This is a genomic window from Chthonomonas sp., assembly GCA_016788115.1.
In the GTDB taxonomy this organism is placed as follows: Bacteria; Armatimonadota; Fimbriimonadia; order Fimbriimonadales; family Fimbriimonadaceae; genus UBA2391.
Map to the genome: position 1 here is coordinate 67,595 of JAEURR010000009.1, position 21,244 is coordinate 88,838.

Consider the following 21,244-nt stretch of genomic DNA (forward strand, 5'->3'; position numbering starts at 1 on the left):
ACTTTCGCAGTCCATTGCGGTAAATACTCCGCATGGTGACCTCCATCCTCGCCGCCTTGGCCGTCGGCTCAACGAGCCTCGCCCCCACCAACAAGAACATCAACTTTGACGACCTTTTTCCGCGCCAATCGTGGTTCGGGAAGATGCCGCAGAACATGTCGTGGTCGGAAGACGGCCGCTACTTGACCTACACCTGGAATGCTTACGAAGAGCCCGTGGCCGACCTGTGGCTGTACGACGCCAAGGAGGGAAAGGCTCGTCGCCTGACCTCGATGGAGATCATGCAGCCGTTCGACAAGGACATCCCGCAAGCGATGGTGCGGTACCGACAGGAGAAGGTCGAGCAGGACAAACTGCTGACGCTCGGGGACGCTGAGTGGCGCGACGCCCTCCAGAAGCGCAAAGAGGAAGCCGAAGCCCGCGCGCGTCGCGGCGATCGGCAGCCGAGCTACGGTGCCTTCTCCCCGACGGCTTGGTCCAAGACGAGCGACGAGTTCATGTTCACCTACAAAGGGGACTTGTACCGTTGGAAGGTTGCCGACAAGCTTCCGACCCGTATCACGAAGACTCGCGATCAGGAAGCGCAGCCGGTGTACAGTGAGAAGCCGGGCACCTTCTACTTCCGCCGGGACGACGGCATCTACCGCGCGAGGTTCGACAGCGTCGCCATCGAGCAGCTCAATCCAGAACTCCCGAACAACATGAGCGTGGGCGGCTACGCACTCTCGCCCGACGAAACCAAGGTCGCCCTTGAGGCCGGTAGACCGCTTCCCGGCGGACGTCAGGTGGACTACATCACCTATCGCGATCGATTTGCGCAGGCGCAGCGGACCCAGCGCGATGTGGCGGACGATCCGTTCCGATTTGAGAATTACGTGTACGTAGTCGATCTGGGGCCGAGTTCAGACGAGAAGCCATGGGAGGTATTCGCCTACAAGGGTGGGGACGACCTTATGGTGATGAGCATGGACGGCAAGCCCTGGAGCGCAGACTCGAAGAAGCTCGTCTTCTCGACTTACTCCCGGAACACGAAGGATGTGAAGTTCCAAGTCGCGGACACCGGCACCAAGAAGGTCGCCACGGTCTACCAGACCAAGCAGGACGGAGAGGAGAACACCGCGGGGATGGTGAGTCCGTTCTACATTCCTGACGGGCGGGTCATCGCGATGTTGGAGAACAGCGGGTACCGGCACGCGTGGATCGTCGATCCCATCAGCCAGGGAGCACAGCAGCTCACCACCGGCGATTTTGAAGTCATTCCTGTGGGGCTCTCCAAGGACGGCAAGACGCTCTTCGTCCGTTCTTCGAGCGTCAATCCCGCAAACGGGCGGTTGGAGAAGGTCGATGTTGCGACGGGAAAGGTGACCCCGCTGGCAGCCGAAGTCGCACGCTACAGCGCCATGAGCCTTTCACTGGATGGCGGCAGCGTGGCCATGATCCGCGCAACTTGGAATCAGCCTCGCGAACTCGTGGTGCGAAAGACCGAGGAAGGTGCAGCCGAAAAGGTACTCACCAAGAGTCACCGTGACGGGTTCGCCGAGAAGTACAACAAGCTCCAGCCGTCCCTGTTCGATTTCAAGAATCGCAACGGGCAAACGGTACACGGCTATGTGATGCTTCCGCCAGGAATGAAGCCGGGCGAGAAGCGACCTCTGTTCATGTATGTGTACGGCGGTCCACTCGGGACCGACAACTCGGTGCAGAATGGCGACTTCAACTCGACTGCTTACGCGTTTGCGCAGTACCTGACCCTGGAGTTGGGCTATATCACGGCGACGGTCGATCCGCGCGGCTCCTCGGGCTACGGGGCGGCCTTTGGCAAGGCCAACTTCAACAATCCAGGCGTGCCCCAAGTCGAAGACCTCTCGGACGCGGTGAAGTACCTGGACGCCACCTACGGTGTGGATCGCGAACGGGTCGGGATCAATGGTTGGTCCTTCGGCGGCTTCCAGACCCAAATGTGCCTCTATACGGCTCCTGACGTGTTCACGCTGGGCATCGCCGGTGCTGGCCCCACCCAGTGGCAAAACTACAACAACTGGTACACAGGCAACACCATAACTCGGAGCCCCATTGGCGATCCAAAGCCCGCCGACGCGTTCTCTTTGACAAAGATGGTGAAGGGGCTGCGCTCGCCGCTGTTCCTGCTGCACGGCATGGAGGACACCAACGTCCTCTTCCAGGATACGGTGAAGGTCTATCAGGAGCTTCTGCGTGCAGGGAAGGGACCTCTGGTTGAGCTGGGCCTTGACCCGACGGGTGGCCACGGCATGGGAGGCGACATGAGTAATCGTGATCGGCACCTGATGTACCTCGCCTTCATTCTCAAGCACTGGGAGCGGAAGTAAAAGGAACGGCCCCGATCTGAAGATTCAGATCGGGGCCAATTCCCGATGAAGTGGACTTAGACTTCTAAGTTCAGAGATCCGGTTCCTTCTCGTAGTTGGCGTTCAGGATCAGGAAGTCGAAGAAGTCGATCGTTCCGTCACCATTCAGGTCAGCGTACGGGTTGGCATCGTACAGCGATTCGCCTGCCGAAGTCTCGTAGGCACCGCTGAGGATAAGGTAATCGAAGAAGTCGATCGCGTTATCGTCGTTGATGTCGCCGTTGATCATGGTGATCGTGCCGACCGTGTTCGCTCCGTTATTGGCGGTGACGTCCAGCTTGTTGCGGGAGAGCCATTGGTTGCCCTTGATGTGAAGGTTAACTGCAGTCACGCTTGCAACCGTACCGATCGTGAAGCCACCGCCTGCGTCGGGCTTGACTCGGATGGTCTCGATCACCGCGTTGGTCCCGCCATGTCGAACTTCCACCGTGAAGATGCGCGAGGAAGGATCGCCGGTGAAACCGTCGAGGTCAAGAGTGCCGCTGATCGTCTTGCTGAAGGCCTGAACCGTTCGGTATCGACCGCCCGCCAGGTCGAGCTCCCACGTGTGGAGACCAGCCACCGAAGGGGTGTACTTGATGTTGTTCGTGTTGCAAGCGAAGAGCTCGCCCACGTTGTACGACCAGTCGATGTCGTTGGGGTTTGCCGTGACGTTGCCACCGGCGAACTTGCCTTCGACTTCAGTGTTGTTAACCATCTGGAGCGACGCGCGTCGGACGCCATCGCCACCGATGACGGTCGGGACGCCCGGTCGCGACCAGTTCGGGTTGACCAAGTTGCCGACGAGGATGTAGGGCGAAGGAACCCACGTTCCCGGCGAGACCTCGAAGTTCGAGTTCAGGATGCCGAGACGGCGAGTGTTCGGCTCCCAGCCATCGTTCGGAGTGTCGATGTTGTAGAAGCGAACGTTCAGCGTGCCGTTCTGGTTGACTCGAGATCGAGCGTTGCCGCCGAATACCGGAGCCTCGGGGCCGTCCCAGCCTGCCTGAGCGGCCTTGAACTCGAAGTCGGTGCCTGGGACGAGACCCGTTGCCGATCCCTCGAAGATGTTCGATCCTGCGAACGTTTCGTTGAGCAGAACGTTAGCCTGCCATCCATCGAAACCGCCTCGAAGATAGAAAGGCTGTGCAAATGCGGAAACTGTGAGTGTTGCCAATCCGGCAATGAGAGTAATGCTGCGTCGCATAATGGTTCCTCCTGTGGTTTTCCTGTGTGAATTCAGTAGCCGACCCAAGGGACGACTTGTACTTCTCAAGAATACTTCAGAATTCTCAAATTTGAAGGTGGAATTCGTATTCACAACTCGGGCTTTGAAGGTCAAACTGGCCAATCTATCACCCAAATCCAGTAGTTTTGCTGGGGAATCAATCACCGCGGTCATGCGCGCATCGTTCGACCGGAGCGATCCGTCAAAATAGACGCGGGAGTTTCTCCCCATCCCCCTTCGTATGTGCGAATCGTTCTGCCATATCCATAACCACACCGAGTACAGCCTGCTCGACGGGGCTAACCGTATCCCGGAAATGGTGGCGCGGGCCAAGGAACTGGGGCAGAGTGCGCTCGCGATCACTGACCATGGCGTGATGTTCGGGGTGGTCGAGTTCTACGCCGAGTGCCAGAAGAAGGGAATCAAGCCGCTGATCGGGATGGAGGCGTACGTCGCTCCGAACGGACGGCTGAACAAAGCCGGGCGCGAAGAGAACCAAACCTTCCATCTCTTGCTTCTGGCCAAAGATGCCGACGGATACCGAAACCTCTGCAAGCTCCACACGGTGGCTGCGCTCGAAGGGTTTTACTACAAGCCGCGCATCGACCACGACTTGCTTGCCCAGCACGCCAAGGGACTTATCGGCACGAGCGCCTGCCTGGGTTCGGAAGTCTGCCAGTTTCTGCTGAAGGGGCAGTACGATGAAGCCCAAAAGCGCGCTGGCTTCTACAAAGAGATCTTTGACCAGGACAGCTTCTTTATCGAGCTTCAGGATCACCGGCTCATGGAGCAAGCACGCATCAAGCCGGACCTACTCCGGATCGCCAAGGAACTTGACCTGCCCGTCATCGCTACTAACGATGCCCACTACCTGTGTCGCGACTCGAACCGAGCACACGACGTGCTTCTCTGCATTGGCACGGGTTCGCTTGTCTCGGATGAGAAGCGCCTGAAGTTCGAAACGGACGAGTTCTATCTCAAATCGACTGACGAAATGGCCGCTCTCTTTCCGGACAATCTGGAAGCGCTGACGAACACAGGCCACATCGCGGACATGTGTGATGTCGAGCTTGGGCAGTCACGTGCCCCCATGCCACAGCCGAACATCCCCGACGGGGTCTCGAGCTCGGAGTACCTTCGCCAGCAGTGCGAACGAGGCTTGCGCGACCGCGCCAAGGATTTGGACGAGCAGACCATGGCGCGCCTGAACTACGAGCTCGGAGTGATCGAGCGGACCGGCTACGAAGACTACATCTTGTTGGTACAGGAGTTCACCGACTACGCGCGCAAGCAAGGAATTGCCTTCGGCGCGAGAGGTTCGGCCGCAGGCTCGCTTGTGTCGTACTCCGTGGGAATCACGGACGTCGACCCGATCGAGTACGACCTGACTTTCGAACGGTTCCTCAACCCTGAGCGCGTCTCGATGCCCGATATCGACTTGGACTTCGAGGACGCCCGGCGTGAAGAGGTTATCCGATACGTGGTCGAGCGATTCGGCAAAGAGCAGACCGCGCAGATCATCACATTCGGGACTCTTGGCGCGAAGGCGGCGATCAAGGATGCGGGCCGGGTTCTTGGTTACGCCCCGATAGAAACCGACAAGCTTTGCAAGACAATCCAAAACGTCCCGGGAATGACGCTTCAGAAGGCCGCCGAATCCAGCGCGGAGTTCCGCCAGATCGTCCAATCTAGCCCGCGGTATCAGCAGCTTGTGGACGTCGCGAAGGACATCGAGGGGATTGCTCGGCACCCTGGTGTCCACGCCGCCGGCGTTGTCATCTCGCGCGGCCCACTTACCGATTACATCCCTCTGTATCGCGGCAACGACGGCCAGACGGTCACCGCGTTTGAAATGGGGATCCTGGAGAAAATCGGATTGCTCAAGATGGACTTCTTGGGACTCTCGAACCTCACCGTGCTGTCGCGAGCGGTCGAGAATCTGCAGGCGACTCGCCCTGAGCTCGGCCGCTTGGACTGGCGAAACTTCCCTCTGGACGACCAGAAGACTTACGAGATGCTCAGTCGAGGGGACACCGTCGGTGTCTTCCAACTTGAATCCGGCGGCATGCGCCGCAACATCATCGAGCTCAAGCCGCAAAACGTCCGTGAACTCGCAGCCATGGTCGCGCTCTATCGACCCGGTCCGATGGAGCACATCTCGACGTTTGTGGATTGCAAGTTCGGTCGTAAACCGATGAAGTTCATCGACGAGCGGATGCGCCCGGTCTTGGAAGAAACGTATGGCGTCATTGTCTATCAGGATCAGGTTCTGAAGCTGGTGCAGGCACTCGCCGGATTCAGCCTCGGGAAGGCCGACATCCTCCGCAGGGCGATGGGAAAGAAGGACAAGGACGCGATGGACTCGATGAAAGTCGAGTTCTTGGAAGGTTGCGCAGAGCGCGGCGTTGAGACCGCGGCGGCGGAGACGGTTTGGGAGCTGCTGCTCCCGTTCGCGGGTTACGCGTTCAACAAAGCGCACGCCATTTGCTACGCGATGATCGCCTACCAGACCGCGTACCTCAAAGCGAACTATCCGGTGGAGTACATGACCGCGCTGCTCGCGGTCTATCAGAGCAAGGAGGACCGGGTCACGGCGTGCATCGAAGAATGCCGAAAGATGGATATCCGTGTCCTTCCGCCCAGCGTCAATCAATCTCAGTCTGACTTCAGCATCGAGCCGATCCAGGCTTCCAAGAAGTCGAAAGAAACCCACAACGCGATCCGGTTCGGTCTCGCTGCCATCAAGGGCGTCGGCGAGGGGCTCGTCGCGGGAATCATCGAGGAGCGAGCCAAGGGACCTTTCACTCACCTATACGAATTTTGCGAGCGCGTAAAGGAGGCTGGCCTGAATCGAACTGCGCTGGAGGCGCTCATCAAGGCCGGTGCCCTCAACGACATCGACAAAAACCGCGCCAAGCTCTTAGCGTACGTTGACGGCGCGCTCGTGTTCGCCGATCAAGCGGTGCGTATGCGTCAGGCGGGGCAGGATTCGCTGTTTGGCGGTACCTCAGAGCAAGCCACGGACGAGCCGCACTATCCGGTGCTCCCAGAGAAAGAGCCCTTTGGTCGGACCAAGACCCTTAGCGACGAGAAGGAAGTCATGGGGATCTACATTTCGGACCACCCACTCCGTGGGCTCGATCGATCTTTACGGACCGCGGCCACCCACTCTTGCGCGAGCATCGAGGAGGCAGAGGACGGCGCATCCGTTCGGATCGCGGGCGTCATCGCAGGCCTGCGCACGGTGATCACCAAGAGCCGGGGCGAGAAAATGGCGTCCCTGGTGGTGGAGGATTTTACCGGTCAGGTCGCGGCGACGGTCTTTCCGGCGACCTTCTCCAAGTTCACGCACGTGATCGAGAAGGATCGGGTCGTCGTCGTCCGTGGGGTGGTCAGCCACCGCGAGCGCATGGGTGGTGGTGAAAAGACCATCGAGATTCGGGTGGAAGAGATCGGTGAGCTTGAGGTTGTGGAGCAGGCAACGTCCATCGACGACGACGACACCCTTGAGGGGAGCATGACGGTCCGGATCCTGCGCGCAACCCGAACTCAGATGCGGGACTTCGCCCATGTCGTGACGAAGCATCCGGGTGCTTACCAGTGTTTGGTTGTCACCGGCGATTCGAACGACTATCTGCCGGTGGAACTCCGGGCGCGAGTGAGTGGCGATGATACGTTTGTCAATGCCGTCCGCGCTTGCTTCTCCTGCGAGATCGAGCGTGCGCCAAAGCACATGATGCTTGCAAATCTCGTGGCCGAAGACAGCTACGCGAGCGCGACCAGCGCCTGATTGAGGTCGCTGATCAGATCTTGGGCTGACTCTAGTCCGCAATAGATCCGCACGAGCTCTCTGGGTTCCGACCAGGCCATCGGCTGAGCCGTCATCGTGACCGCCAAGCTCTCAAAGCCGCCCCAACTGACACCGATCTGGAAGACCTTGAGCCGGTCCACAAAAGCGTGAACCTTGGCCCGATCGGTTTGGTGCACAGTGAACGAAATAAGCGCTCCGGGCTGGAGGCCAAGTTGCTGCGCTAGTGCAGCTTGCGGGTGACTGGGCGAACCGACATGGATGACTTGGTCGATCTCGGGTCGCGTGCCAAGCCAACTGGCGACCTCGGTGGCGGTCTGCGCGTGGTGTTCCAGCCGCACTTTCAGCGTTCGCATGCCTCGTAGCACGAGCCAGCCGACGAACGGCGACATGATGTTGCCCAGTAGCTCAATCTCGTTCACCAGGATTGCGTCCAGGTGCGCGCGCGAGCCAGCGATGACGCCCCCGACGACGTCGCTGTGCCCGCCGAAAAACTTGCTGGCGGTGTGACACACAAGGTCTACACCCAGGGCGGCTGGCTTCCACCGGATGCCCGCGCTGAAGGTCGAGTCGATCATTGTCAGGATGCCGCGCTGGCGAGCGAAAGCTGTGATGCGCGGGATGTTTTGAACCTGAAAGAAGAGGCTTGAAGGGGTTTCGAGGTAAATCAGGCGCGTGTTCGGCTGGACCGCCGCGAGAATGGCTTCGGTATTCGAACCGTCCACAAAGGTCGTGGTGATACCGAACTTGGTACCCAAGTACTCCTTCAGGAAACGCATCGTAGGCCCGTAACCCGTGTCGATTGACACGATATGGTCGCCGGCATTGACGCAGTGGAGAATCGCCGAGCTCATGGCCGCCATTCCGCTGCCGACTAGCCGCGCAGATTCGGTCCCTTCCAAGGCGGCGAGCTTTGCCTCGACAACGGCAAGCGTGGGGTTCGTCAGCCTGCTATAGACGTATGGCGCGAGCGGGTCGGCGGGGTCCGTGACCGCCTGCCACGCTGCGACGGACTCGTGCACGAAAGTTGACGTCTGAAAGATCGGTGGTGTAACGGCACCGAGATGGTGCACGGACTCACCTTCGTGCTGAAGGATCCACTCATCGCTGCGGGAGTCTAACATGACCGCCCGAGTTTACTGAACGCTGCAAAAAGAGACCCGAGCGCTATCGCTCGGGTCTCTCAAACTGGGATCGGGTCGAGGCTTAGACGCCGTAAGTTGCCTTGGCAAGCCAGGCCTTCGGGATCGGTCGGATGCCGGCCACGACGGCGGCGAACATCTGCGACTTCATGACCGAAGTTGCGATCGTCAACCGGACCTTGCCGTGGGGGGTCTTGATGGTGACGGTCTGAAGGTTGGGCTTTTGGAATCGCGGCTTGTGCGGCGCGCGGAATTTCCACGCCGAGTGTCGGTGGCGGCAGTGCTGAGCACTGTTCGCCTTCTTTCCGCTAACTTGACAAATCTTCGCCATGATCCAATTCCTTTTGACGCACCTGGGGCGCGAACACAAATTATGCACCACGGCGCGGGCGATTTGCAACTGGGTACCACTCCGAAAATTCTGACCCTGGGGGATTGAACCTGACGAGGTGGCTCGGGTATCCTCCCTTGTTGCGTCGGTGACGACGTGCTCTCTGCGTGTGCCTATGGGCTGATCGCAGAACGGCTACCGTTCACTTGCGTTCGACGCGTCCGATTCAGTGCGACTTTGTCTCTAGAGACGGAGCCCAAGAATCAGACGTTTCGACCGTTGAACAACTATCCGGAGAAAGAACACAGACAATGGCAAGAAGTATTAAGAAGGGGTTCTTCGTCGATGACCACCTCGTAAAGAAGGTGGACGCGATGAATGCCGCTGGAGAAAAGAAACTCATCAAAACTTGGTCGAGGCGCTCGACCATCATTCCTGACATGATCGGTCATACGATCGCTGTTCACGACGGCCGCAAGCACGTGCCCGTCTTTGTGACGGAGAACATGATCGGCCACAAGCTGGGCGAGTTTGCCCCGACCCGCACCTACAAGGGTCACGCAACCGGAATCCCCGACCGAGGAGTGAAGCTGCGATAAGGACAACCGGTGTCCGGTGAGGGTTCTCCTTCGCCTACCACGCAGTGAAAAGAATCATGGAAGTTAGAGCAGTTGCAAAATACGTTAAGGTGCAGCCCCGCAAGGTCCGACTCGTCGCAAACGAGATCAAGGGTGGACCGGCGGTCATGAGCGCCCACAAGCTTCAGTACCACCCGAGCAAGGGTGCGAAGCTCCTCCGCAAGGTTTTGGTCAGCGCGATCGCTAACGCAATCGAGAACAACGGCGCACAAGCCGACGCTCTGCGGATTGCTCGCATCAGCATCGACGAGGGCCCTCGCATGAAGCGAGTCAGTCAGCGAGCCCAGGGTCGCGGAAATCGCATCCTGAAGAAGACCTCGCACATCACCGTCGTGCTGGAAGATTTCGAGCCAGCCGCCGAAGTGAAGCCGCACGGTACCAAGGCGAAGCCAAGACCGAAGTTCGAGGCTCCGAAGAAGTCGAAGAAGGCAGAGCCGAAGGCGTCTGCACCGGCTGCGGAAGAGACTCCAGCGGTTGAGGAAGAAGTGAAGACCGAAGCAGAAGCTCCGGTCGTGACCGAGGCAGAAGCCGCGCCAGAAGCGCCCGTCGCCGATGCCGAAGGCGAGAAGGCGGAATAACGATGGGTCAGAAAATTCATCCAGTTGGTTTTCGTATCGGCGTCATCCGAGGGCATGACAGCCATTGGTTCTATGACAAGAAGGGCTACTCGGTAGCGCTGGAGCAGGATCACCGAATCCGCACGGCACTGCGCAAGCGACTCGGCATCGGAAACGTGAGCCGCGTCGAAATTGAGCGCGCTGCAAACCGGATCAAGGTGAACATCTTCACTTCGCGACCGGGCGCGATCATTGGCCGCGGCGGTAAGGGTATCGACGAGCTTAGCGACAACTTGAACCGAATGGTTCGCCGCGACGATCCCACTTCGGTTGTCCAGGTGAACGTTTCGGAAGTTCGACAGCCCGAGCTCGATGCTCAGCTGATCGCCGAGAACATCGCAATTCAACTTGAGAAGCGCGTAAGCCACCGTCGAGCCATGCGCCAGGCCATGACCCGATGCGTCCGAATGAACGGTCGCGGAATCAAGGTCCAGGTCTCGGGCCGACTCAACGGTTCGGACATCGCTCGCCGCGAGCAGGACAAGGTCGGCAAGATCCCCCTGCACACGCTCCGAGCGGACATCGACTACGGCACCGCGACCGCGTTCACCATCTACGGATCAGTCGGCGTGAAGGTCTGGGTCTATAAGGGCGAAGTCCTTCCCGATAAGCAGCGCGCCGAAATGGCCCGCCGTGCAGAGGAAGCCGAGATGAGCGCTCGACCGCGCCGAACCCGAGAGGCAGTCGCCCCGGGCCAGGCCGAAGCGCTCGCCACTCCGCAGCCCGCACCACAAGCAACAGAGGAGAAACCCGCAAATGTTGATGCCTAAACGAGTTAAGCACCGAAAGATGCACCGCGGACGCATGTGCGGCATCGCCACGCGAGGAAACTTCCTCGACTTCGGCGACTTCGCCATCATTGCGCTGGAGTGTGGCTGGATTACGAGCCGACAGATTGAAGCCGCTCGTATCGCCATGACCCGCCACATTCGACGTGGTGGTAAGGTCTGGATCCGCATCTTCCCCGATAAGTCGTACACCAAGAAGCCGCTTGAGCAGCGCATGGGTAAGGGCAAAGCTCCCGTCGAAGGATGGGTGGCCGTTGTCAAGCCCGGACGCGTGATGTTCGAAATGGCTGGCCCGACGGAAGATGTGGCAAAGGAAGCCATGCGCTTGGCCATCATGAAGATGCCCATCCGCTGCAAGTTTGTTACCAAGGCTGACTATGAGAACGGCGCCCCCCTGGAAGCCGGCAAGGAGCACGCACTCGCTGTCGCGGCTCGCAAGAAGGAGATTCGAGCGAAGCGCGGTGAGGTCCATTACGGACCAAAGAAGGTGACTGCTGCTGATCTCGAAGCCGCCGAAGCAGGCGCGCCTGCGACGCAGACCGCAACGGGGGACAACGAATAATGAAAGACACGAAAGCCGCTGAGATGCGTGATAAGAGCGTGCCCGAACTTGAAGAGATGCTGGCCAAGGAGCGAGCAGAGCTTTACAAGGCGCGACGTGACTTGGTGTTCCGCCAGATGACCGATGTGTCGAGCCTCAAGGTTCGACGACACAACATCGCGCGCATCTTGACGATCATCGAAGAGAAGAAGCGAGGGAACGCCTAATGAGTGAAGTACGCAATCGCCGCAAGATCCGCCAAGGTCTCGTCGTTAGCGCCAAGATGGAAAAGACTGTCGTCGTCAAGGTCGAGCGACGCGTTCAGCACCCGCTGTACGGAAAGACGGTTCTTAAGTCCGAGCGCTTCAAGGCGCACGTCGATGACGCAGCACTGGGCCAGAAGGTCGATGAAGGGGATACGGTAGAGATCATGGAGACTCGCCCGATCAGCCGCGACAAGCACTGGCGCGTGACTCGCATCATCGAAAAGGTCAAGTAAACGGCCGGACATTCCCGCTTAAGGAAAAGCAAAAATGGTACAGCAATTTTCTCGACTCAAGGTAGCAGACAACTCCGGTGCCCGCGAAATCATGTGTATTCGCGTGCTCAAGGGATCTCAGCCCCGATACGGCGGCGTGGGTGACCTCATTGTGGGTTCGGTCAAGTCTGCAACCCCCAACATGCCGGTCAAGAAGGGCGAAGTGGTTAAGGCCGTAATCGTCCGCACGCGCAAAGCGATTCGACGGGCCGACGGATCCATGCTTCGATTCGATGACAACGCCTGCGTCGTCATCAACCCGAACAACATGGAGCCGCGCGGAACCCGAATCTTTGGCCCGGTCGCACGCGAACTGCGAGACGCGAACTTCATGAAGATCGTGTCGCTCGCACCGGAGGTGCTTTAACTCATGCCTACGAAGAAAGAAATCAAGGAATTGGCCAAGCACACCAAGCTGAAGATTCGAACCGGCGATAAGGTTGTGATCATCAGCGGTAAGGATAAGGGCAAGACCGGCTTCGTCGCCGCCGTCAGCCCGAAAGAGCAGAAGGTGATCGTGCTCCAGGAGAACCCGGAGAACGCCGACCAGCCAATCCCCCTCAACCGCGTCATCAAGCACCGAAAGCCGCGCTCGCAAGGCGAGCGAGGCGCACGCATCGCGCTTCCTGCACCGATCCATGTCAGCAATGTCATGGTTCTGGACAATGCGGGTAAAGCAAGCCGCGTGGGCCGCCGGGTCGAAGGTGAGAAGATCGTCCGCTACTCGAAGAGCGATGGCAAGACGATCGTCGATACCCCCAACATTGTTAAGAAGGACTAACGACGAATGGCTAAGAAATCCGCCCCCGAGAAGACGCCGACTGGCGCATTGCCGGCGCCGCGCCTGAAAAAGGTGTATCGCGAGCAGGTGACCGCCAAGCTGACGGAACAGTTCAACTACAAGTCGCCGATGGAGTTGCCAAAGCTCGACAAGATCGTGCTTAACATGGCCGTCAAGGCCGGTGATGACAAGGGTCTTGAGAACTGCATGCGAGATATGCAGATCATTACGGGTCAAAAGCCCATCGTGACCGTAGCTCGACAAGCCGTTTCTAACTTCAAGCTCCGCGAAGGATACAAGATCGGCTGCAAAGTGACATTGCGCGGCGATCGCGCGCTGCACTGGCTGGACAAGCTGTGCACCGTGGTTCTCCCGCGTATCCGAGACTTCCAAGGTCTGTCTGCGAACAGCTTCGACGGCCGTGGCAACTATGCCCTCGGTCTGAAGGAGCAGCTCGTGTTCCCGGAGATCTCGTACGATACGTTTGACAAAATCCGAGGCATGGACGTGATCATCTGCACCACGGCCAAGACTGACGACGAAGCGCGCGTATTCCTGAAGGCTATGGGCCTTCCGCTTCGCGACAAGTAAGCGAGGCTTCTCGCTTCGTTAAACTGGCCCGTACTTCTTGTTGAAGTACGGGCCAGTTGCTTTGTCCTATGGAACCGAATGCGCCGATCGAGCATACTTAGTGGACGCATGCTTCGAATTCGCCACCTTCTCCTCATGCTGACCGTACTGGCGCTGTCAGCTCTTTCCCTAGCTCAGCCCGTGGTGGTCAATTGGAGCGCGATGGTCGAACCGCAAGACCTGCGTCCCGGCGAGTTCGGGCGGGTTGTGGTTACCGCCGACATCAAGGAAGGGTGGAAGATCTACGCTTTCCAGCCCTACGGTGACGAGGGGCCAATCCCGACGAAGCTCACGCTTGCCCCGGGGGATGCCAAAGTTGCCGCCGCTGGCAAGGTTTTAGAACCGAAGCCGGCTGACCGGTTCGACGCCAACTTCAAACTCGACATCAAGTACCACTCTGGGCAGGTCCGGTTTGCGATGCCGTTCCAACTGGGTGCTGACGCAAAGGGGTCGCAGAGTTTCAAGATCGACATCTTGTACCAGGCGTGCGATGCCACGAGCTGTCTCCGCCCCACGCAAGAATCGCTCAACGTAGCGCTCATCCCCGCAGGTGGCCCGATACGACCGGAGTTCGATGCGGCGAGCACCGCGATTCCCGACCAGCCGGGCAACACTTCGATGAGCCACGCCGCTGAGAAGCCGACAGCCGCTCCCAAGTCAGACGCCTCCCCGGTGGACAAGGCCAAGAGGGAAGGGCTGCTGGCTTTCATGGCCGTGGCGTTTGGCGCTGGGTTGCTGGCGCTCCTCACCCCGTGCGTCTTCCCGATGATCCCGATCACGGTCAACTACTTCATCAAATCGACCGGCGGGGACGGCCGCTCGCAAGTACGAGGCGCAGCGGCCTATAGCCTTGGCATCATCTCGTCGTTCACGATCGTTGGGCTAGCGATGACGCTGCTTTTCGGAGCTAGTGGCATCCAAAAGCTGGCGACCAATCCCGTGGTGAACCTGTTCTTGGCAGGTCTCTTCATCGTGTTGGCGTTGAGTTTGTTTGGCATCTTCGAGCTCGCGCTGCCAAGCGGACTGGTGAATCGGTTTAGCTCTGGCGGCTCCAAGGGTGGCTTGCTCGGCCCAATTCTCATGGGGGTAACGTTCAGTCTGACCACGTTCACTTGTACCGTCCCGTTCGTGGGAACGGTCCTGATCGCGGCGACCCAAGGCGACCTTTTGTATCCGGCCCTGGGGATGCTTGCATTCAGTAGCGCCTTTGCAATTCCGTTTTTCCTCCTAGCACTGTTCCCGCAGTGGTTGGCAAAGTTGCCCAAGTCGGGCTCATGGCTTGCCACCGTCAAGGCGTTCATGGGATTCCTGGAACTCGCCGCCGCGCTTAAGTTTATCTCGAACGTTGATTTGGTCTACCAGTGGGGGCTTCTCACCCGGCCGGCGTTCCTTTCGATCTGGTCTACCATCATGGTCCTCGCCGCGTTGTATCTGGCGGGCTGGATCCATATGGCGCATGACTCGAGCGCACAGAAGATCGGGTGGGTGCGGCGCGCAGTTGCGGTTGGAAGCGCCGCGTGTGCAGTGTGGTTCCTTGCGGGCATCCAGGGAGCCCATCTGGGCACTCTAGGTTCGTTCATGCCGCCCGACCCGTACCCTGGCAAGAAGGGCACAATGGTCGCGGGAGAGCTCGAGTGGTCGGAGGACTATAAGGGCTCGCTGGCTTCGGCTTCGGCAAAGAACGGGCTCGTTTTCATCGATTTCACCGGCGTGACATGCACGAACTGCCGTTGGGTTGAGCAAAACATTTTCCCAGATGGCAAGGTGAGGGAAGAACTGGAACGTTACACCCGCGTCAAGCTCTATACAGACCGGATAGGCAAGGACGAGGCGAACTTTCACTTGCAAGTTAAGCTCACCAAGCAAACCACGCTGCCGATCTACGTGATCCTCGATCCGAAGACCGAGCAGGTCGTCGCTTTGCACGCGGGGAGCGATCTGACGCCCGAATCGTTCACCGCATTCTTGCAGTCGGGCCACCAAGCGGTGGCTCAGCGCTAAGTCCGAAGATACGGGAACATCACCGGGGGATCTCCGTTCCAAATGTGGTGTAACTCCTGCGGGGGCTCGCTTGAGCCCGCCTGGGAGGAGAGGCTTCATGAGCTATCGATGGGACCAGAGACCGGGCAATGTGCCCGCACGGGACTTGGATCACGATGATCAGGCGCGTCGCGACGAGCAGGAAACGCTTGTGCTTGAGTGTTGGCGTCGGCAGAACGAACGCTTGAACAGCACTGACGATCCTATCGAAGACTAGCGCGTGAAAACTTCGGGTGTCCCGTGGCTTTCGATCACGCGATCCCCAGAGATAACGACCCACTCACCGGTCTCTATGCCCACCGCGCCGGAAGCCGAAAGGGTCTGCTCGAACGCAGACTTGAGCCGCGAATGGCGCTTGCGCTCCCGGTAGTGGGTGTCGATCATGAGCCGGGTGAGTCCAAGCCCTTGCTGGAGCACCGGCGCGCCCGCGTGGTCGCTGTAGGCGATCATCGTATCGCTGCAGATCATTGATCCCGCGCTTGTCCCGAAGAACACGACCCCTTCGCTTAGGCGTCGTTGGAAGTAGCTGCGCGCCCACCTGCGGCCGAACCGAGTCATGAACTGTTCCTGGTCACCGCCCGGCACCCAGAAGCCACGGACGCTAGCCCAATCCTGCTCTAGGGCCTTCAGTGAGTGACGGTCGAAGGTCGTCGAATCGCAAAGCGAGACGTTCGTTGCGCCGTGCTCTTTCAGCAACTCCACCGAAGACTGCGCTCGCTTGGGGTCCTCGCGCGTTTGTCCCAGGACAACGATGCGCTGGTTCTTTCCGCCGATCTCATGTAGGAAACGCTCGACGACCTCGTCAGGCGTCGTCCCGCCTCCCGCGAGTAGCAGCACGCCTGCGGCTATCGCAACCATTTGCGTAGGTAGTCAATCCCGTCCTGGAGCGCCTTCCCTGTCCCAGGGACTTTCATATCGATCCCGTGCGCCATGCCCGGCACGATACGCGTCTCATGGGGGACGTTGAGCTCGGTGAGCTTCGCCTCCAGAACTTTGGCTTGGTTCACGGGAACGAGCGGGTCCTTATCCCCGTGGATGGTGAACGTTGGGGCAGACTCGCGAGTGAAAGAATAGTACGGGCTCGCCGCCTTGATCAGCGCAGCAGCTTCGGCTCGCGGTTTTCCGAGAACCGCCGAAAAGACGGGGTCAAGTGCACGGCCGTAGTCTTGCGCGATTGTCATGTCGACCGGCCCAAAGAGATTAAGAACCACTTGGACCTTGCTCGATTGGTTCGTGGCTTCGCGACTGGTTCGCATGCGGGACTCGGTGCTGCCGAGCATAAGCGACAGTTGGCCTCCCGCACTAGCTCCGGCGGCCCCAATTTTGTCGCGACGGATGTTGAGCGCCTTGGAGTTTGCCCGGAGGTACCGGACGGCCGTCTGGACGTCCTGGATCATCGTCGGGTACTTGAACTTGGGTGCTAGGCGATAGCTCACGCTGGCTGCCACGAACCCTTGTTTGGTAAGCGCGGTGCAGAGATCGCGCATGTCGACGCGATTGCCGCCCATCCAAGCTCCACCGTGGATCACCACGACGGCAAACGCAGGCGTTTTCGCTGCGGTCGCAGCCGGCCGATAGACATCCATTTGCAGGTCGACCCCGTCAATCTTGGAGTATGTGATCGTCTCCGGAGCTTGCGCGAGGAGAGTGAGGCTGAGCAGTGTCGCGAGCATGCCCAATTCTACGTTAAATGTCCGGCTTTCGCCACTGCAGGTGGGGCGTTGGTAAGAGTTGCTCGTCGCGGCGGATCGGCAAGTTGCTGTTCTGAAGCAGGTTCGCGATTCTCTCTTCTGCCGTTCGGCGAAAATCGTCCATTTGCGACTCCATGTCCGAACGCATTTCCTCAACGTCGTCGAGGAGTTTGAGAATGATTTCCACGCCCGCGAGGTTGACTCCCATTTCCTGTGTCAGCCGCTGGATGCGCCGGACCCGATGGATGTCTTGCTCGCTGAAGAGCCGGTTCTTCGCCCCGACTCGCGCGGGGACGACCAGCCCGAGCCGCTCGTACTGCCGTAAAGTCTGCGGGTGCACACCGCAGAGCTGGGCCGCGACCCCGATCATGTACACCGGCTGCTGGCGGTCGCGGTTCATGCGGTCACCTCCTGGGCGGCGGCGAGCTTCTCGATGATCGCACGCTCTTCGGCTGATATGGTCTTTGGCACGGAAATCTTCACTCGGACCAGCAGATTGCCGCGGCCTTTGTCACCCAACTGCGTGATCCCCTTGCCCTGCAAGCGAAAAGTCTGGCCGTTCTGGGTGCATTCGGGTACCTGCATGCTCACCGTTCCGCTCAGGGTTGGAACGCGTATCTCGCCGCCGAGCGCTGCGCGGGCAAAGGGAACGGAAACTTCCGTCTCTAGCTCCTCGCCCTTTCGATGAAACGTGGAGTGGGGGAGTTCGATCACGCTGACATACAGGTCGCCCGTCCGGCCGTTCGCCCCCGCCGAACCTCGGCCCTTCACGCGGAGCTTCTTACCGCTTTGCATGCCCGCAGGAATCGAGACCTCGACCCGACGCGTGGTTGGCAGGGTTTGAGTACCTCGGCAAGTCGGGCAGCGCTCCAGGGTACTGTTCCCGGTGCCATCGCATTCTGGGCATGCTTGGCTCATGCCGAAGACCCCCGAAACATGCCCCGTGCCCCGGCATGCTCCGCAGGTTCTCGGTGACCTCAGCCGGACGTAGCCTGTGCCGTCACAACTCTTGCACGCATCGTTCACTTGGAAGACCAGCGTACGTTTGGTGCCGGAATCTATCTCTTCCAAGGTGAGTTCAATCGACTGCTGGACGTCTTGGGGCTCGACGCTACGTGGACGCGGAGAATGCGCCGCGCCGCCACCGCCGAAAAACTGCTCAAAGATGCTGCCGAAGTCGCCTCCGAACCCGCCCGCTCCCCCAAACCCGAAGTCGGTTGGGGCTCCTTGGTCTTGGGCCTGTTTGACCCGATCCCAGTCGGAGCCGTATCGGTCGTAGAGCTCGCGCTTCTTCGGGTCGCTCAGCACTTCGTAGGCTTCACTGACCTGCTTGAACTTCGCCTCTGCCGCCTTGTCATTGGGGTTGAGGTCGGGATGATACTTACGAGCGAGTTTGCGGTAGGCCGTTTTTATGGCCTTGTCGTCCGCTCCGCGTGACAGTCCCAAGGTGGCGTAAAGGTCGGGTTTCATGATGTTCTTAAGCTCAACTACATGAGTATATAACACTCAAGTCGGGCAGATGGTTCGCAGGCACTTTTGACCTATGCAACTTGCCATCACTTACCGACCATCTGGGTAGGGCCTGGAAGCGCATGGAGTTGTCGAGAATCGAGTTGCTGGCGAAGCGCAGCGAGAATCTACCCATTCACGAAGACGTGTGTCGTTGGGGAGTCGAGCTTTGCTATAACCGAAAGGCAACCCTCGAGCAGTTTGTAACCCTGTTTGAGCAGGACGTCAGCTTGGCTTCGAAGCTCCTGCGGGTCGTCTTGACTTCGCCCGGACGACCGGCACCTCCGATCACTGTGCGCAAGGCAGTCGAACACATGGGGCTTGAAGGCGTTCGACGGACCATCTTCCAACTGGAGGCGTTCCGACAGGCGTTCGAGTCAGCGGATGAGCGTGTCGAGCGCCGAACCGTGCACTATTCGAAGCATTCATATGCGGTGGCATTGATCGCACGACAAATGGCCACGACCCGTGGCGATGCGGACCCGGACGAGCTGTACGCGGCGGGCCTGTTCCATGATGCGGGGCTCCTTCTCCTTGAACGTTACCGACCTCACATGTTGGACATTATCTCCGCCAAGTCTGAGGAGACCGGTCTCGCGCTTGACGCCATCGAGCGGGACGAATGGGGTTGGGATCACTATGCCATCAGCGCAGTTGTGGCGGAGGAGCGAGGCATGAGCCGTCGTACTGTCTCTGCGATACGGTCGGCCGGTCTTCCGGCGATAGAGCAAGAGTTTCTGATTGAGACCAGCATCGTTTCCATTGCCGACGCTCTGGCCCTGAAGGCGGGAATTCACCACCATGCTCCTTGGCTGAGCGGGGTCGTCGATGAGTTGGCGGCGGACATTGTTGGTCTTTCCGAAGAAGAGTCGATGGAACTCATGAAACTGGCCACCCAATGCGTAACTGGTAAGTATCTGAATCATGCGGCGTAGATCGCAATAACTGTATTCACCAGGTAAGAATTGTCGCCTGGCGGACCGATTTATACACCGGTGAACGTTGAAAGCTTAGAGCTGCGACTTGCTCGGACAGAGAACTTGCCGAGCATTCCGCACGTGGCAATGTCGATCCTGAAGCAAATTGACTCAGGATCGTATTCCGCCGGGAGTCTTGAACGGCTGATGGAGGCTGATCCTGCCATCACGGCCAAGGTTCTGAAAGTCGTCCAGACGGCCCAGTACGGTGGGCAAGACGTTCAAAGTATCGCTCGTGCCATTCAGCTGCTGGGCTCGGCGGAAATCAAGCGGATTGTCCTAGGAATCTCGTTCCAGCAGTCCGTCTTCGAGGAGTCGGGCGAGAGCGCCTACGAGAAGCTTGAATACTGGCGCCACAGCTATGCGGTTGCAGTAGCGGCTCGCGAGATCAGTCGACAGTCGAAGATTGGCAAGCCCGATGAGCTCTTTGTCGCTGGACTCATGCACGACCTGGGAATGCTCGTGATCGAGCGCTTCGCCTTCGCGCACTGCCGAGCCGCCCTTATCCTCGCCAAGCGCGATCAGTGCTCACTTGCCGAAGCCGAGCGCCGTGTTTTGGGTTGGGATCACTGCGATGCAGGCAAAAAGCTCGCCGAGATGTGGAAGCTCCCGCGGGTCGTCGGAAACGCGATGCAGTTCCACCACAATCCAGGGCTTGACGGAGAGGAATTTGAATCGACGTGCATCATCACGCTCGCGGACGTGCTCGCCTACAATGTGGGGTTCAACATTGGCCTCACGATCCTTCCACCGGAGCTGGATGTCGTCGCGCAGCTAACGGTCAACCTCAGCCAAGAGGACATGGACGCCATCTCGGCGAAGGTGGTCGAAGAGGTCATGCGCGCGGAGCAGGAATTCGGGATCAGGTGACGAGGCCCCCGAACTTCCGGGTTCGCTTCTGGTACTCAGCGACGGCTTGAAGGAGCTGTTCCGCACCAAACTCTGGCCACGGCACAGGAGTCACACACAGCTCCGAGTAGGCCGCCTGCCAAAGCAGGAAGTTGCTCCACCGCATCTCACCCGCGGTCCGAATCATTAGGTCCGGTTCGGGGATGTCTGGATTGTACAGGTGCGCAGCGATAAGCTCTTCGGTGACTGTCTCCGGTTCTACACCGGATGCGACGATATCTCGAACCGCGTCCACGATTTCTGCACGCCCGCCGTAATTGATGGCTAGTGTAAACGTGATTCCGGTGTTCTGCGCCGTCGTCTCCATTCCGTTCACGAGGGCTTCCCGGAGCGTCGCAGGGACCTCGTCGATGCGGCCCGCCACCCGGACGCGGACATTGTTTCGGTGCATCACGCGGAGTTCGTTGCGTGCGGCTTGCTCGATGAGTTGCATCAAGCCGCGCACCTCCTCCTCAGGGCGACGCCAGTTCTCGGCCGAGAAGGCGTAAACGGTGAGGTACTTGATCCCGAGTTCGCTGGCATCCAGCAGCACGCCACGCAGCGTCTTGTATCCTTCGCGGTGGCCGATGAGTCGTCCCATCCCGCGTGAGTTTGCCCAGCGACCGTTCCCGTCCATGATCACCGCCACGTGCGCAGGGAGTGCTTCCAGGTTGATCCCAATCTGAACGGCCTGCTGCTGGATCGAATTCATCACCGTCGTCGCCATAAGG

The 21,244-nt window shown here is 59.2% G+C and carries 23 protein-coding genes; 15 read left to right on the forward strand and 8 right to left on the reverse strand.

Annotation, left to right across the window (positions count from 1 at the left end):
- Positions 1–32 precede the first annotated feature (32 nt).
- A complete protein-coding gene (locus JNM85_11055) occupies positions 33–2,348 on the forward strand; it encodes a S9 family peptidase (protein ID MBL8088592.1) in 2,316 nt (771 codons plus the stop codon).
- A gap of 70 nt (positions 2,349–2,418) precedes the next feature.
- Here the strand turns inward: JNM85_11055 and JNM85_11060 are convergent, their stop codons facing one another.
- A complete protein-coding gene (locus JNM85_11060) occupies positions 2,419–3,573 on the reverse strand; it encodes a hypothetical protein (GenBank protein ID MBL8088593.1) in 1,155 nt (384 codons plus the stop codon).
- 262 nt (positions 3,574–3,835) lie between these two features.
- On the opposite strand from JNM85_11060, the gene JNM85_11065 reads away from it, so the two are divergent.
- A complete protein-coding gene (locus tag JNM85_11065; GenBank protein ID MBL8088594.1) occupies positions 3,836–7,384 on the forward strand; it encodes a DNA polymerase III subunit alpha in 3,549 nt (1,182 codons plus the stop codon).
- Here the strand turns inward: JNM85_11065 and JNM85_11070 are convergent.
- Positions 7,360–8,526: an aminotransferase class I/II-fold pyridoxal phosphate-dependent enzyme gene (locus tag JNM85_11070; protein ID MBL8088595.1), complete on the reverse strand. Its 1,167-nt coding sequence runs from the start codon at positions 8,524–8,526 to the stop codon at positions 7,360–7,362. The two genes, JNM85_11065 and JNM85_11070, sit on opposite strands and share 25 nt — an antisense overlap.
- Before the next feature lie 82 nt (positions 8,527–8,608).
- Positions 8,609–8,875: a hypothetical protein gene (locus JNM85_11075; protein MBL8088596.1), complete on the reverse strand. Its 267-nt coding sequence runs from the start codon at positions 8,873–8,875 to the stop codon at positions 8,609–8,611.
- Positions 8,876–9,186: 311 nt separating this feature from the next.
- On the opposite strand from JNM85_11075, the gene rpsS reads away from it, so the two are divergent.
- From rpsS to JNM85_11130, 11 genes are all read left to right on the forward strand, one after another.
- Positions 9,187–9,474 carry a 30S ribosomal protein S19 gene (rpsS, locus tag JNM85_11080; protein ID MBL8088597.1) on the forward strand — a complete coding sequence of 96 codons (288 nt, stop codon included), beginning with the start codon at positions 9,187–9,189 and terminating at the stop codon, positions 9,472–9,474.
- A 56-nt stretch (positions 9,475–9,530) separates the two neighbouring features.
- A complete protein-coding gene (gene rplV, locus JNM85_11085) occupies positions 9,531–10,091 on the forward strand; it encodes a 50S ribosomal protein L22 (GenBank protein MBL8088598.1) in 561 nt (186 codons plus the stop codon).
- A gap of 2 nt (positions 10,092–10,093) precedes the next feature.
- On the forward strand, positions 10,094–10,900 hold the full coding sequence (rpsC, locus tag JNM85_11090; GenBank protein ID MBL8088599.1) for a 30S ribosomal protein S3: 807 nt from the start codon (positions 10,094–10,096) through the stop codon (positions 10,898–10,900).
- A complete protein-coding gene (rplP, locus tag JNM85_11095; GenBank protein MBL8088600.1) occupies positions 10,887–11,480 on the forward strand; it encodes a 50S ribosomal protein L16 in 594 nt (197 codons plus the stop codon). Before rpsC ends, rplP begins: the two co-directional genes overlap by 14 nt.
- A complete protein-coding gene (gene rpmC / locus JNM85_11100) occupies positions 11,480–11,686 on the forward strand; it encodes a 50S ribosomal protein L29 (GenBank protein MBL8088601.1) in 207 nt (68 codons plus the stop codon). The genes rplP and rpmC overlap by 1 nt, the downstream gene beginning before the upstream one ends.
- Positions 11,686–11,958, forward strand: coding sequence for a 30S ribosomal protein S17 (gene rpsQ / locus JNM85_11105; protein MBL8088602.1), 273 nt, complete (start codon positions 11,686–11,688; stop codon positions 11,956–11,958). The genes rpmC and rpsQ overlap by 1 nt, the downstream gene beginning before the upstream one ends.
- Before the next feature lie 34 nt (positions 11,959–11,992).
- Positions 11,993–12,364: a 50S ribosomal protein L14 gene (rplN, locus tag JNM85_11110; protein ID MBL8088603.1), complete on the forward strand. Its 372-nt coding sequence runs from the start codon at positions 11,993–11,995 to the stop codon at positions 12,362–12,364.
- Positions 12,365–12,367: 3 nt separating this feature from the next.
- A complete protein-coding gene (gene rplX, locus JNM85_11115) occupies positions 12,368–12,778 on the forward strand; it encodes a 50S ribosomal protein L24 (protein ID MBL8088604.1) in 411 nt (136 codons plus the stop codon).
- 6 nt (positions 12,779–12,784) lie between these two features.
- Positions 12,785–13,369 (forward strand): 50S ribosomal protein L5, encoded by a 585-nt coding sequence (gene rplE / locus JNM85_11120; protein ID MBL8088605.1) that lies wholly within the window; start codon positions 12,785–12,787, stop codon positions 13,367–13,369.
- A 108-nt stretch (positions 13,370–13,477) separates the two neighbouring features.
- A complete protein-coding gene (locus tag JNM85_11125) occupies positions 13,478–15,409 on the forward strand; it encodes a hypothetical protein (protein ID MBL8088606.1) in 1,932 nt (643 codons plus the stop codon).
- Positions 15,410–15,506: 97 nt separating this feature from the next.
- On the forward strand, positions 15,507–15,665 hold the full coding sequence (locus JNM85_11130) for a hypothetical protein (GenBank protein ID MBL8088607.1): 159 nt from the start codon (positions 15,507–15,509) through the stop codon (positions 15,663–15,665).
- Here JNM85_11130 and JNM85_11135 read toward each other — a convergent pair.
- The 4 genes from JNM85_11135 to JNM85_11150 are packed head-to-tail and all read right to left on the reverse strand — an operon-like array spanning position 15,662 to position 18,609.
- Complete coding sequence (locus tag JNM85_11135; protein MBL8088608.1) at positions 15,662–16,306, reverse strand: Type 1 glutamine amidotransferase-like domain-containing protein; 645 nt, start codon at positions 16,304–16,306, stop codon at positions 15,662–15,664. The two genes, JNM85_11130 and JNM85_11135, sit on opposite strands and share 4 nt — an antisense overlap.
- Positions 16,294–17,121, reverse strand: coding sequence for an alpha/beta hydrolase (locus JNM85_11140; GenBank protein MBL8088609.1), 828 nt, complete (start codon positions 17,119–17,121; stop codon positions 16,294–16,296). The genes JNM85_11135 and JNM85_11140 overlap by 13 nt, the downstream gene beginning before the upstream one ends.
- Before the next feature lie 13 nt (positions 17,122–17,134).
- Complete coding sequence (locus JNM85_11145) at positions 17,135–17,539, reverse strand: helix-turn-helix transcriptional regulator (GenBank protein ID MBL8088610.1); 405 nt, start codon at positions 17,537–17,539, stop codon at positions 17,135–17,137.
- A complete protein-coding gene (locus tag JNM85_11150) occupies positions 17,536–18,609 on the reverse strand; it encodes a J domain-containing protein (GenBank protein ID MBL8088611.1) in 1,074 nt (357 codons plus the stop codon). Before JNM85_11150 ends, JNM85_11145 begins: the two co-directional genes overlap by 4 nt.
- Positions 18,610–18,731: 122 nt before the next feature.
- Between JNM85_11150 and JNM85_11155 the strand changes: the two genes are divergently transcribed.
- Entirely contained in the window at positions 18,732–19,583 is an 852-nt protein-coding gene (locus JNM85_11155) for an HDOD domain-containing protein (GenBank protein MBL8088612.1), read from the forward strand.
- Between the two features lie 60 nt (positions 19,584–19,643).
- Positions 19,644–20,495 carry an HDOD domain-containing protein gene (locus tag JNM85_11160; GenBank protein ID MBL8088613.1) on the forward strand — a complete coding sequence of 284 codons (852 nt, stop codon included), beginning with the start codon at positions 19,644–19,646 and terminating at the stop codon, positions 20,493–20,495.
- Here the strand turns inward: JNM85_11160 and uppS are convergent.
- Positions 20,488–21,225, reverse strand: a complete 738-nt coding sequence (gene uppS, locus JNM85_11165) for a di-trans,poly-cis-decaprenylcistransferase (protein MBL8088614.1) — start codon at positions 21,223–21,225, stop codon at positions 20,488–20,490. The two genes, JNM85_11160 and uppS, sit on opposite strands and share 8 nt — an antisense overlap.
- Between the last annotated feature and the right edge of the window lie 19 nt (positions 21,226–21,244).

Bases quoted from the DNA above. Each gene is read 5' to 3' on its own strand.
- JNM85_11055 (MBL8088592.1), top strand. From the start codon at position 33: ATGGTGACCTCCATCCTCGCCGCCTTGGCCGTCGGCTCAACGAGCCTC.
- JNM85_11060 (MBL8088593.1), bottom strand. From the start codon at position 3,573: ATGCGACGCAGCATTACTCTCATTGCCGGATTGGCAACACTCACAGTT.
- JNM85_11065 (MBL8088594.1), top strand. From the start codon at position 3,836: ATGTGCGAATCGTTCTGCCATATCCATAACCACACCGAGTACAGCCTG.
- JNM85_11070 (MBL8088595.1), bottom strand. From the start codon at position 8,526: ATGTTAGACTCCCGCAGCGATGAGTGGATCCTTCAGCACGAAGGTGAG.
- JNM85_11075 (MBL8088596.1), bottom strand. From the start codon at position 8,875: ATGGCGAAGATTTGTCAAGTTAGCGGAAAGAAGGCGAACAGTGCTCAG.
- rpsS (MBL8088597.1), top strand. From the start codon at position 9,187: ATGGCAAGAAGTATTAAGAAGGGGTTCTTCGTCGATGACCACCTCGTA.
- rplV (MBL8088598.1), top strand. From the start codon at position 9,531: ATGGAAGTTAGAGCAGTTGCAAAATACGTTAAGGTGCAGCCCCGCAAG.
- rpsC (MBL8088599.1), top strand. From the start codon at position 10,094: ATGGGTCAGAAAATTCATCCAGTTGGTTTTCGTATCGGCGTCATCCGA.
- rplP (MBL8088600.1), top strand. From the start codon at position 10,887: ATGTTGATGCCTAAACGAGTTAAGCACCGAAAGATGCACCGCGGACGC.
- rpmC (MBL8088601.1), top strand. From the start codon at position 11,480: ATGAAAGACACGAAAGCCGCTGAGATGCGTGATAAGAGCGTGCCCGAA.
- rpsQ (MBL8088602.1), top strand. From the start codon at position 11,686: ATGAGTGAAGTACGCAATCGCCGCAAGATCCGCCAAGGTCTCGTCGTT.
- rplN (MBL8088603.1), top strand. From the start codon at position 11,993: ATGGTACAGCAATTTTCTCGACTCAAGGTAGCAGACAACTCCGGTGCC.
- rplX (MBL8088604.1), top strand. From the start codon at position 12,368: ATGCCTACGAAGAAAGAAATCAAGGAATTGGCCAAGCACACCAAGCTG.
- rplE (MBL8088605.1), top strand. From the start codon at position 12,785: ATGGCTAAGAAATCCGCCCCCGAGAAGACGCCGACTGGCGCATTGCCG.
- JNM85_11125 (MBL8088606.1), top strand. From the start codon at position 13,478: ATGCTTCGAATTCGCCACCTTCTCCTCATGCTGACCGTACTGGCGCTG.
- JNM85_11130 (MBL8088607.1), top strand. From the start codon at position 15,507: ATGAGCTATCGATGGGACCAGAGACCGGGCAATGTGCCCGCACGGGAC.
- JNM85_11135 (MBL8088608.1), bottom strand. From the start codon at position 16,306: ATGGTTGCGATAGCCGCAGGCGTGCTGCTACTCGCGGGAGGCGGGACG.
- JNM85_11140 (MBL8088609.1), bottom strand. From the start codon at position 17,121: ATGCTCGCGACACTGCTCAGCCTCACTCTCCTCGCGCAAGCTCCGGAG.
- JNM85_11145 (MBL8088610.1), bottom strand. From the start codon at position 17,539: ATGAACCGCGACCGCCAGCAGCCGGTGTACATGATCGGGGTCGCGGCC.
- JNM85_11150 (MBL8088611.1), bottom strand. From the start codon at position 18,609: ATGAAACCCGACCTTTACGCCACCTTGGGACTGTCACGCGGAGCGGAC.
- JNM85_11155 (MBL8088612.1), top strand. From the start codon at position 18,732: ATGGAGTTGTCGAGAATCGAGTTGCTGGCGAAGCGCAGCGAGAATCTA.
- uppS (MBL8088614.1), bottom strand. From the start codon at position 21,225: ATGAATTCGATCCAGCAGCAGGCCGTTCAGATTGGGATCAACCTGGAA.